The organism is Kribbella swartbergensis (genome assembly GCF_054784135.1).
The window spans coordinates 17,544-38,377 of sequence record NZ_BAAGPM010000025.1; the positions used below are offsets into that span (position 1 = coordinate 17,544).

The following is a 20,834-nucleotide window of genomic DNA, read 5'->3' on the forward strand; positions in this document are numbered from 1 at the left end:
TGACCGCACTGGAACGAGTCACTGGGGGTGACTGTGCGGCGTTGGACGGCGGCGACGATCGGGATCACGGTACTGGCGGTTGCGGGCTGCAGCGCTGAACCGGAGGACGGCAACGCAGCCGCTCCTTCGGCGGGCAGTACGACGACCACGGTGAGCAGCACACCGGCACCGCCGCCGCCAGCGCCGAGTCCGGTGCGGCTGTCGGTCCCGATGTACCAACGGGCGCTGACGAACGTCGAGAAGGTCCTCAGGACGTACGTCGTCCGGGTGATGAACGCGAAGACGCTGCCCGCGTTCGACGCGACCCGGGCCCAGCTCGCGGCGGCCGTCGTACTCCAACGGCAGGCGCTCGCGAAGGTGAATCCGCCGAAGGCCCTCGACGCCGCCCACAAGACCGTCCTCGAGTCGTTCGACAGCTACCCGGAGAACGTCACCGACAACCTCGGCGACGCCGGGGCGACCAAGACCAGCTGCGGTCTGCCGAAGGCGCCGGCGGTCCGGCTGTACCAGGCCAAGACCGGGATTCGCAGCTCGGTCGCCGAGCTGACGCAGGACGTGTCGAGGTCGGTCGGCAGGGGGCTGCGGTTCGGGGCGCTCGTCGTACCGCCTGCTCCGAAGGCGCCGCCGTCGGTGAACGGGCGGGGCAAGAACGGGCAGATCGTCCAGCGGTCCGGCGCGCGTGGTCCGGGGCGGCTGGAGATCGACAACAGCAGCTCGTCGGACGTGGTGATCGTGGTGACGAACAGCAGCCCGCGCAAGCCGCAGGTGTCGATCTACGTGCGCGCGAACCACAAGGCGACGCTGCGCGGGATCCGCGGCAGCTACTACGTGTACTTCAAGTCCGGCACGAACTGGGACGCGGCCAACCGGCGGTTCACCGAGGACTGTTCGTACGAGCGGTACGACGACCGCTTCGACGGTTCGTTCGACTGGTCGATCAGTCTGGCGCGGACGCCGCTCGGCAACGCACCCACCTCGGAGGTCGACGCCTTCTGACTCTTCCCGAGGTACGGCGCCGCGGCGCGACGGCGGATGAGAAACTTGCCCGATGCGTACGACGTACCGGATGCGGCCGGGGCGGTTCCTCGGGATCCCGGCGGCTGGGCTGATCCTCTTCGGCGTGGCCGCGATCGCGTGGGCGATCGGGCTGCCGGCCGCGGTGATCACCGTTTTCCTCGTCCTCGGCGGGCTGGTGGTGGTGGCCGGTCTCGCGGTCCTCGCCCGGCCCCCCGCCGTACTGACACTGCGCGACGACGACGTCGAGGTGCGCGGCGTACGCACGGCGTGGACGGACGTGACCGAGGCGGGACGCGTGGAGACCACGCACGGCGAGGCGATCGTGCTGCGGACGAAGCAGCAGGAGCACTCGATCCTGGTGCCGGTCGGCTGGCTGGTGCCCGCGCAGGTCGGGGAGCTGGAGACCGCGCTGCGGGACCGGCTGAACAAGGCGCACGGTTACACGATCTGGGACGGCACTGCTCCCGACGACGGCGATCACGCAGAATAGGTCACCCGCGAGGTTTGGAGTCTTTGTGCTTTCATTCGAGATGTCGCCCGAGGAACTCGCCGTCTACCAGGGCACCAACCCGAGGCCGGCCGACTTCGACCAGTACTGGGACAAGGCGCTGCTCGAACTCGACGCGGTCGACCCGGAGACCGAGTTCGCCGACGCGACCGACTTCCCGCTGACCACGGCGACCGCCCAGCACCTGTACTTCACCGGCACCGGTGGCTATCGCGTGCACGCGAAGGTGATCCGCCCCGCGGAACCCACGGGTCCGGCCGTGCTGATGTTCCACGGGTACGGCGGTGAGCAGCCGCAGTGGGTCGACTTGCTGCCGTACGCCGCGCGCGGGTTCACCGTGGCCGCTCTGGACGTGCGGGAGCAGGTCGGGTTCCGGACCGAGTCGCAGGCGCCGAACAGCTTCTCCCTGCACCACCACCTCGTCCACGGTCTCGACGATGGGCCCGACGGGCTGCTGTACCGGCACGTGTTCCTGGACACCCGGCGGCTCGCGGACATCATCGGCGGGCTGCCCGAGGTGGACTCGGCGCGGATCGCGACCACCGGCTGGAGCCAGGGCGGCGGGCTCTCCCTCGTGGCTGCCGCGCTGACGCCTTCGATCAAGTACACCGCGAGCGTCTACCCGTTCCTGACCGACTACCAGCGCGCGTGGGAGCTCAACCTGGAGAAGGCGCCGTACGACGAGATCGTCACCTGGTTCAGGAAGCGCGACCCGCGGCATCTCCGCCGGGACGAGGTCTTCACGACACTCGGCTACATCGACGTACAGCACCTCGCGCCGCGGATCCGGGCCGAGGTGACGCTGTTCGTCGGTCTCGAGGACCAGGTCTGCCCACCGTCGACGCAGTACGCGGCCTACAACAAGATCACGTCGCCCAAGTCGGTCCGCGTCTACCCCGACTTCGGTCACGACGGCCTGCCGGGCGCCCACGACGACATCTACCAGCTGATCGGCGCGAAGCTCTGACCACCCTCGGACCGGACTAGGGTGCAGCTGTGGAGTTCTTCGTGTGGGGGCGGGATCGGCCGGGTGGTTATCAGCTCAAGCTGGCGTTGAAGGAAGAGCACTGGGCCTTCATGGACGGGTACGCCGAGCAGTTGATCGCTCGCGGGCCGACGCTGACGTCACATGACGACGACGCCGAGACCACCGGCAGTCTGCACATCGTGGATCTTCCCGACGAGGACGCCGTACGCCGGTTCGCCTTCGACGAGCCGTACTACCGCGCCGGCGCCTTCGAGTCCGTCGGCATCTACCGCTTCGAGAACCACTCCGCCCGCACCATGTGGGATTTCACCAACGCGGTCGAGGACTACCACCGCTACCTGGTCCTCACCACCGACACCACCGCCCCCGCGCCCTCCGAACACTTCATCCTCCACGGCGACCTGCACACCCCCGACGGCCGAACCCATGTAGGCCAAGCAGCGCTCGTGGAAGCCCCCACCCCGACAGCCGCCGCAGCTCTCCTCCCCGCACCTGCCGACGCTCACCCCTGGACCTTCGGCGGCCGCCGCTAAGGCTTCACGACGCGGTAGCGGAGGTGAATGGCGTCGCGGCCCTGCAGGGAGCGGGTCAGTTCCAGCTCTGCGTGGTGCGAGTCGAAGAGGCGGCGACCCTCGCCGAGGAGGACCGGGACCAGGTGGATTTCCAGCTCGTCCAGCTGGTTGACGGCGAGCAGGGACTGGGCGGCGCCGGCGCCGTGGACGAGGATGGGGCTGTCGCCGGACGCGGCTCGGGCATCGGCGACGCAGGTGTCGACGTCCGTGTAGAACTTCGCGCTGCCGGGCGGTACGTCGTTCTCGTCGACGTGATGCGTGAGGATGTGGATCGGGACACCGTCGTGGTGGTCGCCGTTCCACCGGCCGGCGAGCTCGAACGTACGCCGTCCCGCGATGACCGCCCTGGTAGACATCGCCTCACCGAAGATCTGACCGTCCACCCCCGGCTCCCCGCGGTGGTCCAGCCAGTTGAACAACCGCCCGCCACCGCGCCCCAACTCCTGCCCGGCCGATCGTCCGGTCCCGCGATGAAGCCGTCCAGTGACATCGCCATGTACAGCCGCGTCGGTCCGCTCATACCCCCACCTAACCGCACCCGGCTTTCAAAGGGCTTTCAGGTCGGGATCCAGGTGGGCCACCAGGGCGGGACGTTGGCGGGGCAGATGCCGGGGGAGGCGGCCGGGGTGCCCTGCCAGGAGAAGAGGGCCAGGTCGGCGATGGTGATCGCGATGGCGGCGGCGACCAGCGAGAAGAGGAAGGTCTTCCCGGCGTACCGGAAGACCAGGTTGAACAGGACGAGGTTCACGATCAGGGCCAGCGGCAGACCGAGGAACAGCAGGGTCAGGCCGTTGGGCACGCTGCCGGCGACGTCGACCTGACAGTCCTTCCACGCCCGCGACGTGATGACGATCAGCCCGAAGGCCGCCCCTCCGCCGACGACCACGGTCAGGAACGACTCGCCCCGGCTCCCCTTCGCAGCAAACGCCATGTGGATCACCGTAAGTGATGTCGGCGTCCACTTCAGCTCGACCAGCTCAGTAGCGCCACCGCAACGCGCGAACCCGGTCCTCCAGGGACAGCGCGCCGAGGGATTGCGCGTCATGACGTCGTACGGCGAGGAACGGGTCGACGATCGCCTCGCCGAGAGCACTGCGGATCACACTGGACCGCTCCAAGGCGACAAGCGCGTCCTCCAGCGTGAGCGGCAGCCGGCGGACGCCCATCCGCTCGAGCTCGGCCTCGGTGTACGACGCCGGGTCGTGGTCCAGCCCGGCCGGCAGCACCGACTTCCGCTCGAGCCCGGTCAGCGCGCTCGCGAGTACGGCGGCAGCGCAGAGGTAGGCGTTGGCGGACGGGTCGCCGATCTTGATCTCGCAGTTGGCCGAGTCCGGCCGGCTCGTGACGCTGCCCGGCACGTACCGCAGCGCCGCCTCACGGTTCTCCGGCCCCCAGCACGCGAACGCACCCGCCCAGTTCCCCGGGATGCGCCGGTCGGCGCTGACTACGCTCGGCGCGAGTACGCCGGTGAGCCCGTCGATCTCGGCCAGCACACCCGCGATCAGATGCCGCGCGTGCTCCGACGGACCGCCGTCGTCCCCGAACGGTACGCCGTTCAGCGCCGCGGAGAAGTGGATGTGCGCACCGTTCCCGACGAACCCGGCCACCGTGATCGGCGCGAACGACACCAGCAGGTCGTGCTTGCGCGCCACCCGATGGACGACGAGCCGAGCGAGCTGCGACTGGTCGGCCGCGGTCACCGGCGACGCCGGCGGCAGCGACACCTCGACCTGCCCCTGTGCGTACTCGGGATGCAGTTGCTCCGCCAGGACGCCGGCCGCTTCGAGTGCGGCGAGCAGGTCGACCGCGAAGTCCTCCAGCTTCAGCGTCGGAAGTACGCCGTACGCCGGACCAAGGGTGGCGACCCTGGGATCGTCGGGGTCACCGGTGAACACGGTGAATTCGAGTTCGAACCCGAGCTTCACGTCGAGCCCGGACGCGATCGCCCGTTCCTCCTGCCGTCGCAGGACCGCGCGCTGGCAGATGTCCACCGGTTGGTGGTCCTGGGACAGCTGATCGGCCGGCGCCCAGTACACCGTGTTGTCCGGGCCGAGCGGTGCCGCCGCGTCGAGGTCCGGCATCAGGCGGTTGTCACCGACCGGGCCGTTGACCGCCGGCGACGAGGTGATCCCGTCGTCGGTGCACATGATCGCGAACACCGGTGACAGGCCGATCCCGTCGCGGATCGCCGTACGCAGCCGATGGGCAGGCACCGACTTCGCCCGGGTGATGCCGGCGTTGTCGACGATCGACGTGATGAGCATCCGCAGGCCGCCGTCGAGCAACGCACTGGCGCGGTCCGCGGGCGGGAGACTGTCGGTGATCGTCACGTCCACCTTCGTACCACGCCGCGGGAGCCAAAGCCCTGCTCAGCCAGGGCGGCCGAGGAGACGTTCCAGCAGGCGGGGGTCGGTGGGCCAGGCGGTGAGCAAGGTGTCGCGGGGGATGGACCGGGCGGCGTAGCGGAGGAGCAGGACGACGGCCACCACGTCGTCGAGGGGACCAATGACGGGAAGGAACTCGGGCAGAAGGTCGATCGGGGACAGCACCCAGAGGACCGCGACCAGCAGCGCGATCTTGGCTCGGCGGGGTACGGCGGGATCCTTCCGGAGCGTGCGAGCCGCTGTGACACACGACGGCAGGAACTCGGCGACCTGGCGAAGCAAGCCGTTCGGGAGCCGATGGGCGAACAGCATCATCAGTCCGCAGCTGAGCGCCCACAGCCCGGCCAGCACCCCGGCAACCACCAGCGCCTCAGCCACGTCCTCAACCATAATCAAGGAGTGAGTGACTCCGCGGTTGGGCACTGTCGTGATTGTGGAGCGTTGGCGGAAGAGTGCTTACCGGGTGGGGATCTCCGGGTGGCGGTACGCGCCCTGGCGGAAGGTGTACTACCCCGAGGGTCTGCCGCAGCGGGCGGAGCTCGAGTACGCGTCGCGCCGGCTGAACTCGATCGAGCTGAACGGGTCGTTCTACTCGTTGCAGCGCCCGTCGTCGTACCAGCGGTGGTACGACCAGACGCCGGAAGGATTCGTCTTCTCGGTGAAGGGGCCGCGGTTCGTCACGCACATGAAGAAGCTCGTCGACGTGGACGCGCCGATGGGGAACTTCTTCGCCTCCGGAGTGCTTGCGCTAGGCAACAAGCTGGGCCCGGTACTGTGGCAGCTGCCGCCGACCCTCGGGTACGACGCCGAGCGGTGCGCGCACTTCTTCGCGTCGTTGCCACGGACAACCGCCGAGGCCCTGGAGGTCGCCAAGCGGCACGACCAGCGGATGGAGGGCCGGGCGTACCTGGACTGCCCGGTCGACATCCCGATGAGGCACGCGATCGAAGTACGCCACTCCAGCTTCGAGAAGGACGAGTTCGTCGAACTGCTCCGTGAGCACGACATCGCGCTGGTCTGCGCGGACACGGCCGGCAAGTGGCCGATGCTCGACGACGTCACGTCCGATTTCGTCTACGTCCGCCTCCACGGTGCCGAAGAACTCTACGTGAGCGGGTACGACGACGACGCCCTCGACCGCTGGGCGGCGAAGATCCGCACCTGGCACAAAGGCGGGACGCCGACCGACGGGAAGACGGTGGCGACATCCCGCGCGCCGCGGCGGTCCCGAGACGTCTATGTGTACTTCGACAACGACGTCAAGGTCCGCGCCCCGTTCGACGCCGAAGGCCTGGCACAACGCCTGAAGATCACTTCGGCGTAGCCCGAAGTATCACGCGCTTAGCGTGAGCCGCATGACTGAGAATCCTGGAACCCTGGTGGAGCAGGCGGTCGAGCGGTCGCTCCTGCTGATCGAGACCTGGCCGGCCTGGAACGGGCAGCCCCTCACCTCGGACGACAACCGGGTCTACACCCCGCACAAGGCGGTCCGCCGGATCGCGGACCACCTCGTCGACCACCTCGCCGAGGTCGAGGCGCTGCTGGCCGGCGTACCGACCCAACCGGACGAGTGGCACGCCAGTGCGCTCACCTCGCAGGCCGACCTGGCGCCGTTCACGGTCGAGGATGCGAAGGAGGCCGAGCAGCGGCTGCGGCGGCTCGGCCGGACCTTCGCGCTGCGGTACGCCGCGCTCGATCCGGCCGAGTGGGACAAGGACCGCAGTCCCAACTGGTCCCTGCGCCAGATCGCGGAACACCTGACCGAGTCCGAGTGGTACGCCCAGCAGGTCGGTGACCTCAGCAGAGCCGGGCGGTGACCGTTCTCAGCTGACGCGCTCCCGGGTCCGGCGCCGGAACTCCCGGCCGATGGCGGTCGTCTCGGCATGGTGCAGATCGGTCAGCACGACCGCCGGCGAACCGTCCGCCGGGGCCTGCGCGACCCACTCCCCGCGCGGGTCGCTCACGCCCGACCGGAGTCCGCCGGTCGGGTTCGCCGGCACCGCGAAGCTGATCCAGCACGTGTTGTTCACGGCAGACCCACGGGCCTGAACCGCCACGTGCTCGTGGTGCGAGACACCGTTCGTCGCGTACGACACCAGGACGCCGTCGGCGCCGAGTTGGTCGTACTCCGTGAACAGTTCCGGGAACAGCACGTCCAGCCCGAGCGCGAGACCGAACCGGAACCCGTCGACGTCGAAGGTCACCGGCTGCTTGCCCGGGGTGTACATCCAGGTGACCTTCGTGGTCGACAGCATGCGTTCGTCGTACCGTGCGACCACTTTCCCCTGGTCGGAGACGACGTACATGCTGTTGTGCGGGCGCTCCGGTGCGGGCAGACGGTGCACCGACGGGATCACGGCCCAGATGCCGAGCTCACCCGCGAGGGCGGCGATCCGGTCGAGCTCTTCCTGCCACACGGTCCAGTCGGCCTTCGTCCAATCCGCGGCGCCGACCTCGTCCGGGCCGAGCTCGGACATCACGTGCTTGCTCGGGAAGCAAATCGCGCCCTCGGTGAAGTGCACCAGGCGGGCACCGCCCTCGGCGGCCTGCCGCAGGAAGCCGCGGATCTCGGCACCGCTCTGCCGGAGCAGAGCGGCGTTCGTCGGGTCGTCGCACATCGTCGACTGGACGACGGCGAGGCGTAGGGTCGGGTTTTCCGGCATATCTTCTCCTGGTGGAGTCGGACGGAAGTGCCGGAGGGCAGCCGTGTAGGACTCGCCCGTTTTGGCGGCGCGGGCTCTGACCCGTCGCTTGAAGTTCCTGTGCGCTGTCATCTGGCCTTCCACGCACTCGCACGCGATCCCCCGGCGATCCCGTCCGAGGCGGTTGACCAGGACGAGCGACCCGAGACAGGAAGTCCCTTTGCCTTCTGGAGGAGACCGGGCCGGGGCCGGTCAACGAAGGTGAGGCGCGGGCCGCGCCGGGACCACATCTTTCCCGACGCCGGTCCGCCGGTCAATCACCGTCGATCAGCGTCGGGCGATGTCGTCCGCGGCGTCCATCGCCACGCCGACCAGTTCGGGACTCAGCTCCACGACCGTGTTCCCGTCGGCGTCGGTCTGTCCACGTTCGGTGATGGCGAGGCCGATCAGCGCGAGCGTCCCGGCCCGGTGCCGCAGAACCCGCTGACCGGGATCCTCCGGCTGCGGTACGGCGCCCTCGTCGTCCCGGCGCCACGCGGCGACGGCCCGCTCGGCCAGCTCGCGCGGTACGACGACGCGGACCGGCGGCAGCCCGGCGGCGCGGAACGTCGTACCCAATTCACCCAGCGTCTGCGCGTCCTCGGCGTACACGCTCCGGATGGTACTCACCACCGGCGGCATAAAGTCGGACCTGGACGCGGTTGTCCTCGGAGTACGGGCAGACGAGGTTGGGAGCAGAGGGTGAGCATTCGAGTCGGGTACAAGGCGTCGGCGGAGCAGTTCGGGCCACGGGAGCTGGTGGAGTACTCCGTCCGGGCCGAGGAGCTGGGGCTCGACAGTGTGACCGTGTCGGACCATTTCCTGCCGTGGCGGCACGAGGGCGGCCACGCGCCGTTCGCGCTCGCCTGGCTGGCGGCCGTCGGTGAGCGGACCAACCGGGTCCTGCTGGGGACGTCGGTGCTCACGCCGACCTTCCGGTACAACCCGGCGGTGATCGCGCAGGCGTTCGCCACCCTGGGCGTGCTGTACCCGGACCGGGTGATGCTCGGCGTCGGCACCGGTGAGGCGCTGAACGAGATCGCCGTCTCCGGGCAGGAGTGGCCGGAGTTCAAGGAGCGGTTCGCCCGGCTGCGCGAGGCGGTGCAACTGATCCGCGACCTGTGGACGAAGGAAGGTGTCAGCTCCGAGGGGCCGTACTACCCGACGGTCGACGCGTTCATCTACGACCGTCCGCAGACCCCGCTCAAGGTGTACGTCGCCGCCGGCGGACCGCTGGTCGCGAAGTACGCCGGCCGTGCCGGGGACGGGTTCATCGCGACGTCCGGCAAGGGCATGGACCTCTACACCGAGAAGCTGATCCCGGCAGTCAAGGAAGGTGCGGAGAAGGCCGGCAAGAAGTTCGAGGACCTGGACCGGATGCTCGAGGTCAAGGTCTCCTACGACCGAGACCCGGAGCTCGCGCTGGAGAACACCCGGTTCTGGGCGCCGCTGTCGCTGACGCCGGAGCAGAAGCACAGCGTCACCAGCGCAACCGAGATGGAGCGACTCGCGGACGAGCTGCCGATCGAGCAGGTCGCACAGCGCTGGATCGTCGCGTCCGACCCCGAAGAGGTCGTCAAGCAGCTCCAGCCCTACCTCGACGCCGGCTTCAACCACTTCGTCGTCCACGGCCCAGGCCACGACCAGGAACGCTTCCTGACCCAGTTCACCACCGACGTCCTCCCTCTCCTGCGCGAATTGTCTTGAGCGCGGGTAACCCACGCGTGCTGCGCAGCCGCACTCTCGTCGCCACGCTCCTCGGTGCGACTGCTACGCCCGCTCCCACCCACCCCCGGCTGTCGCCGGTGCACCCTTGCCGGCTGCCGCCGGGGCTTTGCTCGCTATCGCTCGCCAGTGACTGCTACGCCCGGGCGGGGGGGCCGACGACTGGGCGAGGGACTGGGGAACCCACGCGTGCTACGCAGCCGCACTCTCGTCGCCACGCTCCTCGGCGCGACTGCTACGCCCGCTCCCACCCACCCCCCGGCTGTCGCCGGTGCATCCTTGCCGGCTGCCGCCGGGGCTTTGCTCGCTATCGCTCGCGAGTGACTGCTACGCCCGGGCGGGGGGCCGACGACTGGGCGAGGGACTGGTGTAACCCACGCGTGCTGCGCAGCCGCATTCTCGTCGCTGCGCTCCTCGGTGCGACTGCTACGCCCGCTCCCACCCACCGCCCGGCTGTCGCCGGTGCATCCTTACCGGCTGCCGCCGGGGCTTTGCTCGCTGTCGCTCGCCAGTGCCTGCGAGGCTGGCGCCCGGTCGCAGAGCGAACTCTGGATGGACTGCATGCTGACGTGCCGGTGAACCGGACGCTGCGCACAGGGTGGCCGACGCCCTAGGCCTGTAGTCCGATGAACTCCGGCACCAAGCATGCCATTCTGCTCGTTCTAGTACCGCGCCGCGACTGGCGTACACTGCCGCGAGCCGAGCCGAGCCGCTGAAGGTGATGCCCCTGTCGGGCATCCCGATGACCGGCCGAAGCGTGGGGCGCGTGGGAGTCCCCGGAATTCTTGCCCACGCTCCATAGCCCGGCCTTCCGCCGCCGCGGAAGGCCGCCTACGCATATGTCAGTCGGCGAACGCTTCGTCGGGGATGCGAACCTGGAAGAGCGCGGGCTCGGCGTAGGAGGCCGCGGTCGGGCCGTCCAGCTCGTGCCAACCCGGCTCACCGAGAGCATCCGTCACGACGACGAGAAGCCAGTTCGGGTCCACCAGCGCGGCCTTGAGTTCGTTCGCCGTCAGGAAGAACCGGACCAGTGAGCCGGCGACTCCCTTCACCTCCAGGTGGAGCTCCTCGTTGCTTCGCGTGGCGGTCAGGTCCCAGCCGAAGCGCCCGGCCTCGACGCTCGTGACTTGGTAGTCCTCCGCCTCGTACGCGTCGGTGACGTGTTGGACAGCGGCCTTCTCGACCTTCCGGTTCTGCTCCGCCGTTCCGAATCCGGCACCTTGGACTACTGGCGGGAGTGGAGCCGCCTCGGTCGCGTGCCCGACCCACAGTTCTTCGAGGGCGGCGCCATACTCGGTGATGTCGCGCCCGGAACTGTAGACGCTGTCCCAGTTGAAGTCGGGCACTGCCGTCCTTAGATCTCGGATGTCTATCCGCTCTTCGAGAGGCACCGCTTCGAGCCACGTCACGTCGACGTACTGTGCTGTGCCGCCGTCGGCACGCCAAGAGTCGTCGGCGTACGGCTCGCTCATGATTTCACCGATCGCGAGAACGCCGCGCCCATGCGTGCCCTGCCTAAGCAAATAAGCGCGGTCGCCGGGCTCGATGCCCCGGACGCGGTTGCCGACGCTCCAACGGCCGTCATAGGTCTGGCCTTCGGAGGTGCCGTCCACCATGTCGACCGCCCATTCCTCGGGAGACCATTGCTCGTCGTTGTTCGGTCCAGGGTTCCACGTCAGAAGGATGTGGCGCATGGGACCCAGTCTGGCAGTGGAGCGGATTGGTGGCACTCCCGAGCGCTTCGGACGAGGGACAGGGCTCGGGGTGGTCGTCGTGCCCTTCCCTTTCGATCTACGTCTTTCCGCCGCGAGTCGGATTTACGGGCGATGAAGCGCGCCGGTTCGGTCGACCCACCACACCTCGACTCCCGCGGCTTCCAGCGACGCAACCGTTTCAGAATGCAAGTCCCGATATCGCGGGAAGTCGGGAAGGGCGATGACACTGCGCCAAGTCGGCTCCTTCCCCCGGAGTCGCATCGCAGCAAGCACGGCTTGCGCAAACCAGTGCCCAGCTTGGGTGCTTGGGCTCGTGCGCTTCTGCTCGCGTGCACGCTCGGGATTCGCGTAGGTGCGGCTCGGGAAACCCTTCACTTCGATGCCGATCGTCTGCCCGTCCCGAGTAGCAATCACGTCGATACCGCGCTCCTTGGTAGCAGTGTTGGCGACGGACAGAATGCTCCAGCCGTTGGCCGCGAGGGCAGTGACCAGCATGGATTGAATGTTGGCTTCCGAATGCCATTCGCTCGCCGACGGTGTCATCGGCAGCGACGCTTCTTCGGACGAGATCTCCTCTGACGTCGAGAGGCCGGATGTGGCCGACTCGGTACCACGCCCGACCGGAAGTCGCTCGCCATCCGCCCCTTCCTCATTACCTCGGCCGCGGCGCCAGTACTCGATTTCATCGAGAGTGGCTAGCCGAAATAGTCCGCGATCGATTCGGGTGAGGAACGGTTCCTTCTTCGAGAACTGGGAACGGTCGCCAACGTTCCAGCACGCGCCGCGGATATGCGTTCGCACTGTTCGATCATTAGCTTGCGAAGGCGCGTGACGCCGAAACCACGAGAGCGGCTCTTGAGACGTGAAGGGTCCAGACTGGGTCGCTGCGTACTCCCGCAATCGGTCCCAGACGGTCAGCGACTCGTTCACGTTCACGCGCCCAGACTGCCAGAGGCTGCCGACGTCGAGGAGCCCACAGCCTCGGTCAGTTTCGCGCCGTTCATCTCGACAGCCAGCGTCGTATCGCCGCGATTGACGCAACTGCGCCGCCCCGTGTTGTTGAAGCGGGACGCAACGTCCGAACAAGCCGCCGATGGTAAGGCGCGGTCATGCCCGATGTGCGAGCGTTCATCCGAACTGCTACCAACCGCGAAAGGGCGTGCCGTGGCATGCTGCGGGAATGGAGCTCGAGTGCCGACGATGCCACCGACCCGTCAAGGTCTCCGCAGCCCAGTTCGAGGTCTTCGAGCGGATGCACTACGTGTGCTTCCACTACGAGTTCGAGCATGGTGAGTTTGACGTAGATGAGGAGTGCACGGCTGGCGGATGCCCTTCCGCCTCCCTGGCGAAGGGCCGGGACCGGGTCATAGCAACAGCCCGTGACCTCGCTGAAGAGGCGGCCTGCGGTGCGCCTTGGACAAATGCAGCGCTCCACGAGTACCTCGAAGCCTTCGCGTCTTGGCTTGCCGATTCGGACGGCTACTACCTGAATCGAACAACCGTGCCGCCCGGCAACGGCTGGAAAGTCGTAAACGATGCTCTGAAGGCCGCGACAGTCTATGAGTGATCGCACATGCCGGATTCCGAGCGCTCATGCCGGTGTGCGGTTGCCCGGCCTGTTCGCTGAGTAGGTTCGGCGTTGAGAGACCGCACGAAGCGCGAAAGAGTGGCTATGGCGCGTGTGACAGTGGCTGGCCCAGGTGCTATCGCCGGCAATCCTCACGCCGCAAAGCATTCGCCAACCGATCCACCCCACGGCCGTGCTGTCGCCCGAGCCAGGACACCGAGGGTTGGTCTGCGTCTGGCGCTTCCCCGGGGAAGCACGGCGTCCCGGTCAGCACGTGTCAGCTTCCTAACCACGGTCGCACGCCACCGGGCGGTTGTGGGCGCGCGGCAGCGGGTAACCGGCGGCGGTAGCCGGCGAGAAGTACAACCGGCGATAAGCCGGGGCGGGTGGGAGCGGCGCGTGGCGCGGCGACGAAGGAGACGGGCGTAGCACCGCGTGGGCAGACCACAGTCCCGTCCCCCGAGCTGGCGGACGCTGGTCCGAAGTACTGCGGGAGCTGGGTTAACGGAGATCCTCCGAGAAGGACTTGCCGGCCTGGGTTAGGAGGGGGACGGCGCGCTCGACGAGGTCCTCTGTCATGCGGCCGGCGGGGCCGGAGATCGAGATTGCCAGGCGGGACGGTGCGTCGGGCACTGCCACTGCGACACAGCGCACGCCGAGTTCCTGCTCGCCCTCGTCGGTGGCGTAGCCGTGCTCCACGGCGTTGCGCAGCTGGGCCGTGAACGCGTCGGGGTCCGTGATGGTGTTGTCGGTGTGCTTCGGCATACCGGTGCGGTGCAGTAGGTCCCGCACCTCGGCCTCGGGCAGCTGGGCGAGGATCGCCTTGCCGACGGCGGTGCAGTGCGGCAGCACCCGGCGGCCCACCTCGGTGAACATCCGCATCGAGTGCCGCGACTGGACCTGTGCGAGGTACACGATCTGGTCGCCGTCGAGCATCGCCATGTTCGCCGACTCACCGAGCTCGTCGACCAGCCGGGTCAGGTGCGGGCGGGCCCAGACACTGAGCATGTTCGAGGAACTCTCGCCGAGCCGGATCAGCCGCGGACCGAGCACGTACTGCCGCGACGGCTCCTGGCGCAGGTAGCCGAGGTCGACGAGCGTGCGGACCAGCCGGTGGATCGTGGGCAGCGGCAGGCCGGAGGCCGTGGCCAGCTGGGACAGGCCCATCATCCCGCCCGCATCGGCCATCGTCTCGAGCAGCCCGAAGGCCCGCTCGATCGACTGGACGCTGCCGGAGCGGCCCTTGCCTTCGTTGTTCTCCGTCACTGCGCACCCACTTTGTTCGGCACTTTCCGGATCCCGGAAGTTTACCGACAGATACCGGACATTGCGTCTTCCGCAAAGTAGATAATACTATCCGCAATACGGAAATCCCGTCATAGCGAACGAGGTGTGCTCTGATGACTCACGTGGACGATCTCGCCGGCGAACTGGATCGGCTGCTCGCCGCGGCCGACGCGGAACTGACCGCGCTGTACCCCGGCGATCGCGGCGTCCGGCAGCCGGTGCACACCATCTATGTGCCCGCCGACCGCTTCCACGCCGGCACGGTTCGCGAGTGGGGCGAGGCGGCGAAGGCTGCCGCGTCGCCCGACTTGACCGAAGCGTTGGAGCTGCCGGAAGGCCTGTACGACCGGGTCCGCGCCAAACTCGACCGCGAGCCGATCGAGGACCTGCGGATCGACTTCGAGGACGGCTACGGCAGCAGGCCGGACGAGCAGGAGGACGCCGCCGCGGTCGACGCGGCCCGTGCGCTGGCCAAGACGGTCGGCGACGGTACGGCGACGCCGTACCACGGCCTCCGGATCAAGTCCCTCGAGGCGCCGACCCGTCGGCGCGCGCTGCGCACGCTCGATCTCTTCATCAGAGAGCTGTCCGGCGGTCCGGCGGACGGCTTCGTGATCACGCTGCCCAAGGTCACCTCGGTGGAGCAGGTCGAGGCGATGCTGCTGGTGCTGACGACGATCGAGAAGGCGCACGACCTGCCCAGCGGGTCGCTGAAGTTCGAGATCCAGGTCGAGACGCCGCAGGCGATCCTCGGTCCCGACGGCAGTGCGCTGATCGCGCGGATGATCCGCGCCGGCGGCGGTCGCGTCACCGGTCTGCACTACGGGACCTACGACTACTCGGCTTCGCTCGGCGTCGCGGCGGCGTACCAGAGCATGGATCACCCGGTGGCGGACCACGCCAAGGACGTCATGCAACTGGCCGCGGCGGGCACCGGGGTGTTCGTCTCCGACGGCTCCACGAACGTTCTGCCGGTCGGCGACCGGGAGGCCGTGCATGCTGCCTGGAGACTGCATTTCGGCCTGGTCCGGCGATCGCTTGCCCGCGGCATCTATCAGGGGTGGGACATACACCCGGCCCAGCTGCCGAGCCGGTACGCCGCGACGTACCTCTTCTACCGCGAGGGACTCGAATCGGCCGGCGCCCGATTGCGCGCGTATGTCGGCGGCGGCGACTCCGGCTACCTGGACGAGCCGGCGACGGCCGCGGCGCTCGCGGGTTACGTACTGCGCGGCCTCGAGTGCGGTGCTGTCGATGCAGCGGAGGTCGACGAGCTGATCGGCGTGGACACCGCGGGTTTGGCGAAGTTGGCCCGGAGACCGGTGCGGTCGTGACCACGCCGGGCTAGCCTCGCGACATGCGACTGGTAGCCGAGTTCACCACCGAGCCCTTCGATGTCGAGGGTCGGCCGCCCGCTCATGCGACTCAGGCGCTGGAGGCTGCCCGGGAAGCAGGTCTGGAGCCCGACTTCGGACCCTTGGGTACGACGGTCCGCGGTGAGGACGAGCTGTTGCTGCCGGCGGTGAGCCGGGTGCTAGAGGCCGCATTCGCGAACGGCGCCAGCCAGGTGACCCTGCAGGTACGCCGTGACGGGGCGGTCAAGGTGTCACGCGAAGCCAGTGGGCTGAACGGGCTGCTGGCGGAGGTTGCGGCCGAGCTCGGGGGGCCGTTGAGCGAGTTGTCCCGCAGTGAGAAGCAGCGGGCCGTGTTGCTGCTCGAGGCCAGGGGAGCGTTCGAGTACCGGAAGTCGGCGGAGATCGTGGCGGAGGCCCTCGGCGTCACCCGCTTCACCGTCTACAACTACCTGAACAGGGCGCGCGACTGAATTTCAACAAACTGTTGACGCACCATCGGGCAGCGTGCCACTCTCGTCATACGGAAACTGGATTTCGTGATTCGAGAAGGTGTGATCCGTGGATCTGCAGGAGTTCAACTCCGCTCCCGACGACCGGCTGCGCCCGCTGCTGACGGCCTGCTGTGACGTCCCGCGCTGGGTCGACGGCGTCCTGGCCGGCCGCCCGTACACCGAGGAGGCGGCGCTGAAGCAGGTCGCCGATCGGGGCCTGCGCGAGCTCGACGACAGCGAGGTCGACCGGGCGCTGGCCGCCCACCCGCGGATCGGCGACCGGGCGGCCGGGCAGAGCACCGAAGCGGCCTGGTCGCGCAACGAGCAGTCCGGCGTCGGCGACGATCCGGAGATCCGGGCGGCGCTCGCGGCGGGCAATCGCGAGTACGAGGAGCGGTTCGACCGGGTCTTCCTGATCTGCGCGACCGGTCTGTCGGCGGCGGAGATGCTCGCCAGCCTGCGCGAGCGGCTCAACCACGATCCGGTCACCGAGAAGGCCGTCGTACGGGAAGAGCTCCGGAAGATCACACTGCTCCGGCTCGGCAAAGTCTTGGAGGTCGCTGCATGAGTACGGTGAGCACGCATGTTCTCGACACCGCCCGCGGGCTACCGGCGACCGGGGTCCCGGTCAGTCTGTCCCGGGTCGGCGCCGATGGGGCCGTCGTACTGGCCAAAGGTACGACGGACGACGACGGCCGCATCACCGACTTCGAACCAGGGCTCGAGCCCGGCACGTATCAGCTCCGGTTCGACACCGCGGCGTACGCGGCCGCGTCGGGCCAGGACACCTTCTTCCCCGAGGTCACCGTGACCTTCACGATCACCGACGAGCGGCACCACCACGTCCCGCTGCTGCTCAGCCCGTTCGCCTATTCCACCTATCGAGGGAGCTGACCCATGGCCATCCACCTGGGCGCCAACCAGTACGGCAAGGCCGAGAGCCGGGTCGTCCGCATCTACCGGGACACACCGCGCCACCAGATCCGCGACCTGAACGTCTCGTCCGCCCTGCGCGGGAACTTCGAGGCCGCGCACACCACTGGCGACCAAGGCGACGTACTGCCGACCGACACGCAGAAGAACACCGCGTTCGCGTTCGCCAAGGAGAAGGGCGTCGGCGCGATCGAGGACTACGCGCTGACCCTTGGCAGCCACTTCGTCGACTCCACCCCGGCCGCCGACGGCGCCCGGATCGAGGTCGAGGAGTACTCCTGGGAACGGATCCAGGTCGACGGCCAGGGCCACGACCACTCGTTCGTCCGAGCCGGCAGCGGTGTTCGTACGACGGTCGTCAACGTCGAGGGACGTGGTGCGGAACGGAAGGCGTACGTCGTCTCCGGGATCAAGGATCTGGTCGTGCTGAAGTCCACCGGGTCGGAGTTCCACGGGTTCCTGAAGGACAAGTACACGACGCTGCAGGAGACCGACGACCGCATCCTCGCCACCTCGCTGGTCGCCCGGTGGCGCTACGACCACACCGACGTCGACTGGGACAAGTCGTACGAGGAGATCAAGGCGCTGCTGCTCGAACAGTTCGCCAGGATCCACAGCCTCGCGCTGCAGCAGACCCTGTACGGCATGGGCGAGGCGGTGCTCGAACGGCACCCGGAGGTCGCCGAGATCAAGTTCTCGGCCCCGAACAAGCACCACTTCGTGGTCGACCTGAGCCCGTTCGGCCTGGACAACCCCAACGAGGTCTTCATCGCCGCCGACCGCCCCTACGGCCTCATCGAGGCAACCGTGGTCCGCGACAACGCCACCGACGCAGGCAGCGCCTGGCACGCCGTCCCCGGCTTCTGCTGAGTCGGAGGAACCTCCAACTGGGGTTGGTTGGGGCGGGGGGAACTTCGTAGGACTTGCCGGTGACGGTTCGGTGGGTGGGTGAGTTGACTGACCCCATGGATTCAACGCCGATCGTCATCGACGGAGCGGTTGTGGTCACGCTCGACCGGACGCGCCGGGAGTTCACCGGGCATGTAGTTGCTAAGGGCAATCGCATCGTCGCAGTCGGTGCCGGGTCCGCGCCGGCATACGACGGCGCACGGGTGATCGACGGACGCGGGTGTCTGCTGACGCCCGGGTTCGTCAACACCCACCAGCATCTGTACCAGTGGGCGACCCGTGGACTCGCCGCTGACGCGACTCTGTTCGAGTGGATCACGACCCTGTACCCGGTGTGGGCCGGCATCGACGACGAGTCGGTCCACGTCGCAGCCCAGGCCGCACTGGCCCGGCTCGCACGCACCGGGTGCACGACCGCGGCCGATCATCACTACGTCTTCCCCCGCCACGGCAAGGACCTGCTCGAGGCGGAGATCTTCGCCGCGTCGCAGGTCGGGATGCGCTTCCACCCGGCGCGAGGATCGATGGATCTGGGCCAGAAGGACGGCGGTCTGCCGCCGGACTCGGTGGTCGAGGACCGCGACGAGATCCTGGCCGCGACCGAAGCCGCGATCAACCGCTGGCACGACCCCGGCCCCGGCTCGATGCTCCAACTCGTGGTCGCACCATGCTCGCCGTTCACCGCCACGGGCGACCTCATGCGCGACGCCGCCGAACTGGCCCGCCGCGAGGGCGTCCGGCTGCACACCCACCTCGCCGAAACCACCGACGAGACCGACTACTGCCGCGAACACTTCGGCTCCACCCCGCTGGAGTACGCCGCTGAACTCGGCTGGACCGGGCCGGACGTGTGGTTCGCCCACGGCATCCATTTCGCCGACTCCGAGATCGCTCAGTTAGGGGCGTCGGGCACCGGGGTCGCGCACTGCCCGAGCTCCAACGCCCGCCTGGGCGCCGGGATCGCCCGCGCCGCCGACCTGCGTGCCGCCGGGAGCCCGGTCGGCCTAGGCGTGGACGGTGCCGCCAGCAACGAAGCCGGAAGCCTGGTAGAGGAACTGCGCCACGCGTTGTTGTTCGCCCGAGCCCGAGGTGGCCCTCAGGCCCTCGACGTCCGCGCCGCCCTGGAAATGGCAACCCTCGACGGCGCCCGCATCCTCGGCCGCGAGAACGAGATCGGCTCCATCGAAGAAGGCAAACTGGCCGACCTCGCCCTCTGGCGCCTCGACACCCTGGAGCACGCCGGCATCCCCGACCCGGTGGCCGCCTTGGTCCTAGGTACGCCGCCACCCCTCGACCTACTCCTGATCAACGGCCGACCGGTAGTCGAGCACGACACCGTCCTCACCGTCGACGAGTCAGACCTCGCCCTCCAAGTAGCCAAAGTCCAAAAACATCTACTCGCCAAGGCCGGCTGAACACCCTCGCAGCCGGCTACGCGCGCTCCTGCGTCGCGTGCTCGCCCGGCAGCCCCATCCACCCTTTCGCGCGGCTTATCGCCGCTGGTGTCTGCGGGCTGTCGCCCGCCTGTCGACCGCCCTGGGGTAGGTCGCGGTGGATGCTGAAGTTGCTCGTGGCAACCGGGTTGGGGTTGGCCGGGAATGGCTGGTGTCAATTGCCAGGTGCATGGCTGTGAAAGGCGACACCCTGCACGGGAAAATTCCGGGCACCGCTGTGGGAATGGTATTCGAGAATTGCGGCGAGGCGCGGGCGTGCGACCTGGGGTCGACGACGCCCTGGCCTCGCCGGGGAAACTGACTGTGGCGTGCGGCAAGATCAGCCGCGGCCGCCTTCGCGGCCGTTGCCGCGCTTCGAGGCGTCGCGGACTTCGGGGGAGTCCCAGCGGCCGCCCTTCTCCTCGATGTTCTTCGCCGCCTTCAGGTGGCCGAGGTCTCTGAGCTTTTTGGGCACCTCGCCGTGAGCTTTGAGAAGGTCCATCGCCTTCTGCATCGCCGCGTCGTCTTTTCTCTTGCTCAAGTCAACTCCAGTGCAGTTCGGGCGAGGCCGAAGCGTGACCTCGTGGCTTACGGTTGCGACATATTCTCATCGTGTCGGGTCAACAGATGTGTGTTCCGGCTCGACGTTCTGACCTATGACGAGTACTTCCGGCAGCCGGTTCCCGACTGTTGTGCGGACACTCTCGAGCATGGGCGGAACCGGGGAGGTCTTCACTGGAACGGGGTTCGGGGTGCAGAGTGGGGAGACGCGCCAGTTGAGGATTGGCATCTGTCAGGAGGGGGCCGATGAGTGTCGAGCTGAACCACACGATCGTGCACGTGAAGGACCGATGGGCTGCTGCTCGCGATGTCAGCGAGGTACTCGGTCTGCCGGAGGCGAGAGCGTACGGCCCGTTCGCCGAGCTGAAGTTGGACAACGGGGCGAGCCTGGACTTCATGGACACCGAAGGCGAGATCCGCGGCCAGCACTACGCCTTCCTGGTGAGTGAGGAGGAGTTCGACCTCATCCTCGGTCGCTTGCGGGACGACGGCCGCCAGTGGTGGGCCGATCCCTTCAAGCGCCAACCGCAGCAGATCAACCACGGGGATGGTGGCCGCGGCCTCTACTGGGAGGGGCCGGACGGGCACTGGCTGGAGATCATCACCCGACCGTACGGCAGCGGCGGCTGATCCCCGACCCACCGCACCGCCGGCGCCGGGGTGGCTCGGCCTGGGCAGGCGGAATGGCGGTCGGTGGTGCAGGGTCCG

25 protein-coding genes are annotated in these 20,834 nt (G+C 68.3%); 15 read left to right on the forward strand and 10 right to left on the reverse strand.

What is annotated here, in order from left to right; translation table 11 throughout:
* The first annotated feature begins 27 nt into the window (after positions 1-27).
* Genes ACYVOK_RS22870 through ACYVOK_RS22885 form a run of 4 tightly spaced genes read left to right on the forward strand, consistent with a single transcriptional unit; the run spans position 28 to position 3,046 of the window.
* Positions 28-996: a hypothetical protein gene (locus tag ACYVOK_RS22870; protein WP_460664552.1), complete on the forward strand. Its 969-nt coding sequence runs from the start codon at positions 28-30 to the stop codon at positions 994-996.
* A 52-nt stretch (positions 997-1,048) separates the two neighbouring features.
* Positions 1,049-1,507 carry a hypothetical protein gene (locus ACYVOK_RS22875; RefSeq protein WP_460664553.1) on the forward strand — a complete coding sequence of 153 codons (459 nt, stop codon included), beginning with the start codon at positions 1,049-1,051 and terminating at the stop codon, positions 1,505-1,507.
* A gap of 25 nt (positions 1,508-1,532) precedes the next feature.
* Entirely contained in the window at positions 1,533-2,492 is a 960-nt protein-coding gene (locus tag ACYVOK_RS22880) for an acetylxylan esterase (protein ID WP_460664554.1), read from the forward strand.
* 29 nt (positions 2,493-2,521) lie between these two features.
* Positions 2,522-3,046: a YciI family protein gene (locus ACYVOK_RS22885; protein WP_460664555.1), complete on the forward strand. Its 525-nt coding sequence runs from the start codon at positions 2,522-2,524 to the stop codon at positions 3,044-3,046.
* On the opposite strand, the gene ACYVOK_RS22890 is transcribed toward ACYVOK_RS22885, so the two are convergent.
* The 4 genes from ACYVOK_RS22890 to ACYVOK_RS22905 form a co-directional block, all read right to left on the reverse strand.
* Positions 3,043-3,468, reverse strand: coding sequence for a dihydrofolate reductase family protein (locus tag ACYVOK_RS22890; RefSeq protein WP_460664556.1), 426 nt, complete (start codon positions 3,466-3,468; stop codon positions 3,043-3,045). The genes ACYVOK_RS22885 and ACYVOK_RS22890 overlap by 4 nt on opposite strands.
* 173 nt (positions 3,469-3,641) lie before the next feature.
* A complete protein-coding gene (locus tag ACYVOK_RS22895) occupies positions 3,642-4,016 on the reverse strand; it encodes a hypothetical protein (protein ID WP_460664557.1) in 375 nt (124 codons plus the stop codon).
* Positions 4,017-4,062: 46 nt separating this feature from the next.
* Complete coding sequence (locus ACYVOK_RS22900) at positions 4,063-5,415, reverse strand: glutamine synthetase family protein (RefSeq protein WP_460664558.1); 1,353 nt, start codon at positions 5,413-5,415, stop codon at positions 4,063-4,065.
* Positions 5,416-5,454: 39 nt separating this feature from the next.
* The gene (locus ACYVOK_RS22905) at positions 5,455-5,847 is read right to left on the reverse strand and encodes a YkvA family protein (protein ID WP_460664559.1); all 393 of its coding nucleotides are present in this window, start codon (positions 5,845-5,847) and stop codon (positions 5,455-5,457) included.
* A 55-nt stretch (positions 5,848-5,902) separates the two neighbouring features.
* Here ACYVOK_RS22905 and ACYVOK_RS22910 point away from each other — a divergent pair, with 55 nt between their 5' ends.
* Both ACYVOK_RS22910 and ACYVOK_RS22915 read left to right on the forward strand, forming a co-directional pair.
* Positions 5,903-6,793, forward strand: coding sequence for a DUF72 domain-containing protein (locus tag ACYVOK_RS22910; protein WP_460664560.1), 891 nt, complete (start codon positions 5,903-5,905; stop codon positions 6,791-6,793).
* Positions 6,794-6,824: 31 nt separating this feature from the next.
* Positions 6,825-7,286 carry a hypothetical protein gene (locus ACYVOK_RS22915; protein ID WP_460664561.1) on the forward strand — a complete coding sequence of 154 codons (462 nt, stop codon included), beginning with the start codon at positions 6,825-6,827 and terminating at the stop codon, positions 7,284-7,286.
* 6 nt (positions 7,287-7,292) lie between these two features.
* Here the strand turns inward: ACYVOK_RS22915 and ACYVOK_RS22920 are convergent, their stop codons facing one another.
* Together ACYVOK_RS22920 and ACYVOK_RS22925 are read right to left on the reverse strand one after the other, a co-directional pair.
* The gene (locus ACYVOK_RS22920; protein WP_460664562.1) at positions 7,293-8,132 is read right to left on the reverse strand and encodes a carbon-nitrogen hydrolase family protein; all 840 of its coding nucleotides are present in this window, start codon (positions 8,130-8,132) and stop codon (positions 7,293-7,295) included.
* Between the two features lie 306 nt (positions 8,133-8,438).
* The gene (locus ACYVOK_RS22925) at positions 8,439-8,780 is read right to left on the reverse strand and encodes a hypothetical protein (RefSeq protein WP_460664563.1); all 342 of its coding nucleotides are present in this window, start codon (positions 8,778-8,780) and stop codon (positions 8,439-8,441) included.
* Between the two features lie 72 nt (positions 8,781-8,852).
* Here ACYVOK_RS22925 and fgd point away from each other — a divergent pair, with 72 nt between their 5' ends.
* Entirely contained in the window at positions 8,853-9,857 is a 1,005-nt protein-coding gene (gene fgd, locus ACYVOK_RS22930; protein ID WP_460664564.1) for a glucose-6-phosphate dehydrogenase (coenzyme-F420), read from the forward strand.
* Positions 9,858-10,717: 860 nt separating this feature from the next.
* Here the strand turns inward: fgd and ACYVOK_RS22935 are convergent.
* On the reverse strand, positions 10,718-11,491 hold the full coding sequence (locus ACYVOK_RS22935; protein ID WP_460664565.1) for a protein NO VEIN domain-containing protein: 774 nt from the start codon (positions 11,489-11,491) through the stop codon (positions 10,718-10,720).
* A gap of 201 nt (positions 11,492-11,692) precedes the next feature.
* A complete protein-coding gene (locus ACYVOK_RS22940; RefSeq protein WP_460664566.1) occupies positions 11,693-12,526 on the reverse strand; it encodes a DUF7669 domain-containing protein in 834 nt (277 codons plus the stop codon).
* A 244-nt stretch (positions 12,527-12,770) separates the two neighbouring features.
* Here ACYVOK_RS22940 and ACYVOK_RS22945 point away from each other — a divergent pair, with 244 nt between their 5' ends.
* A complete protein-coding gene (locus ACYVOK_RS22945) occupies positions 12,771-13,157 on the forward strand; it encodes a DUF7660 family protein (RefSeq protein ID WP_460664567.1) in 387 nt (128 codons plus the stop codon).
* A 501-nt stretch (positions 13,158-13,658) separates the two neighbouring features.
* On the opposite strand, the gene ACYVOK_RS22950 is transcribed toward ACYVOK_RS22945, so the two are convergent.
* On the reverse strand, positions 13,659-14,423 hold the full coding sequence (locus ACYVOK_RS22950; protein WP_460664568.1) for an IclR family transcriptional regulator: 765 nt from the start codon (positions 14,421-14,423) through the stop codon (positions 13,659-13,661).
* Positions 14,424-14,557: 134 nt separating this feature from the next.
* Between ACYVOK_RS22950 and ACYVOK_RS22955 the strand changes: the two genes are divergently transcribed.
* The 6 genes from ACYVOK_RS22955 to ACYVOK_RS22980 all read left to right on the forward strand — a co-directional run bounded on the left by ACYVOK_RS22955 (position 14,558) and on the right by ACYVOK_RS22980 (position 19,547).
* Complete coding sequence (locus tag ACYVOK_RS22955; RefSeq protein ID WP_460664569.1) at positions 14,558-15,778, forward strand: DUF6986 family protein; 1,221 nt, start codon at positions 14,558-14,560, stop codon at positions 15,776-15,778.
* Between the two features lie 23 nt (positions 15,779-15,801).
* Positions 15,802-16,269: a helix-turn-helix domain-containing protein gene (locus ACYVOK_RS22960; protein WP_460664570.1), complete on the forward strand. Its 468-nt coding sequence runs from the start codon at positions 15,802-15,804 to the stop codon at positions 16,267-16,269.
* Positions 16,270-16,357: 88 nt separating this feature from the next.
* Positions 16,358-16,858 (forward strand): 2-oxo-4-hydroxy-4-carboxy-5-ureidoimidazoline decarboxylase, encoded by a 501-nt coding sequence (uraD, locus tag ACYVOK_RS22965; RefSeq protein WP_460664571.1) that lies wholly within the window; start codon positions 16,358-16,360, stop codon positions 16,856-16,858.
* Complete coding sequence (uraH, locus tag ACYVOK_RS22970; protein WP_460664572.1) at positions 16,855-17,184, forward strand: hydroxyisourate hydrolase; 330 nt, start codon at positions 16,855-16,857, stop codon at positions 17,182-17,184. The genes uraD and uraH overlap by 4 nt, the downstream gene beginning before the upstream one ends.
* Before the next feature lie 3 nt (positions 17,185-17,187).
* A complete protein-coding gene (gene pucL, locus ACYVOK_RS22975) occupies positions 17,188-18,093 on the forward strand; it encodes a factor-independent urate hydroxylase (protein WP_460664573.1) in 906 nt (301 codons plus the stop codon).
* Positions 18,094-18,188: 95 nt separating this feature from the next.
* Positions 18,189-19,547, forward strand: coding sequence for an 8-oxoguanine deaminase (locus tag ACYVOK_RS22980; RefSeq protein ID WP_460664574.1), 1,359 nt, complete (start codon positions 18,189-18,191; stop codon positions 19,545-19,547).
* Between the two features lie 358 nt (positions 19,548-19,905).
* Here the strand turns inward: ACYVOK_RS22980 and ACYVOK_RS22985 are convergent, their stop codons facing one another.
* Complete coding sequence (locus ACYVOK_RS22985; RefSeq protein WP_460664575.1) at positions 19,906-20,106, reverse strand: hypothetical protein; 201 nt, start codon at positions 20,104-20,106, stop codon at positions 19,906-19,908.
* A 266-nt stretch (positions 20,107-20,372) separates the two neighbouring features.
* Here ACYVOK_RS22985 and ACYVOK_RS22990 point away from each other — a divergent pair, with 266 nt between their 5' ends.
* The gene (locus tag ACYVOK_RS22990) at positions 20,373-20,756 is read left to right on the forward strand and encodes a VOC family protein (RefSeq protein ID WP_460664576.1); all 384 of its coding nucleotides are present in this window, start codon (positions 20,373-20,375) and stop codon (positions 20,754-20,756) included.
* Positions 20,757-20,834: the final 78 nt, after the last annotated feature.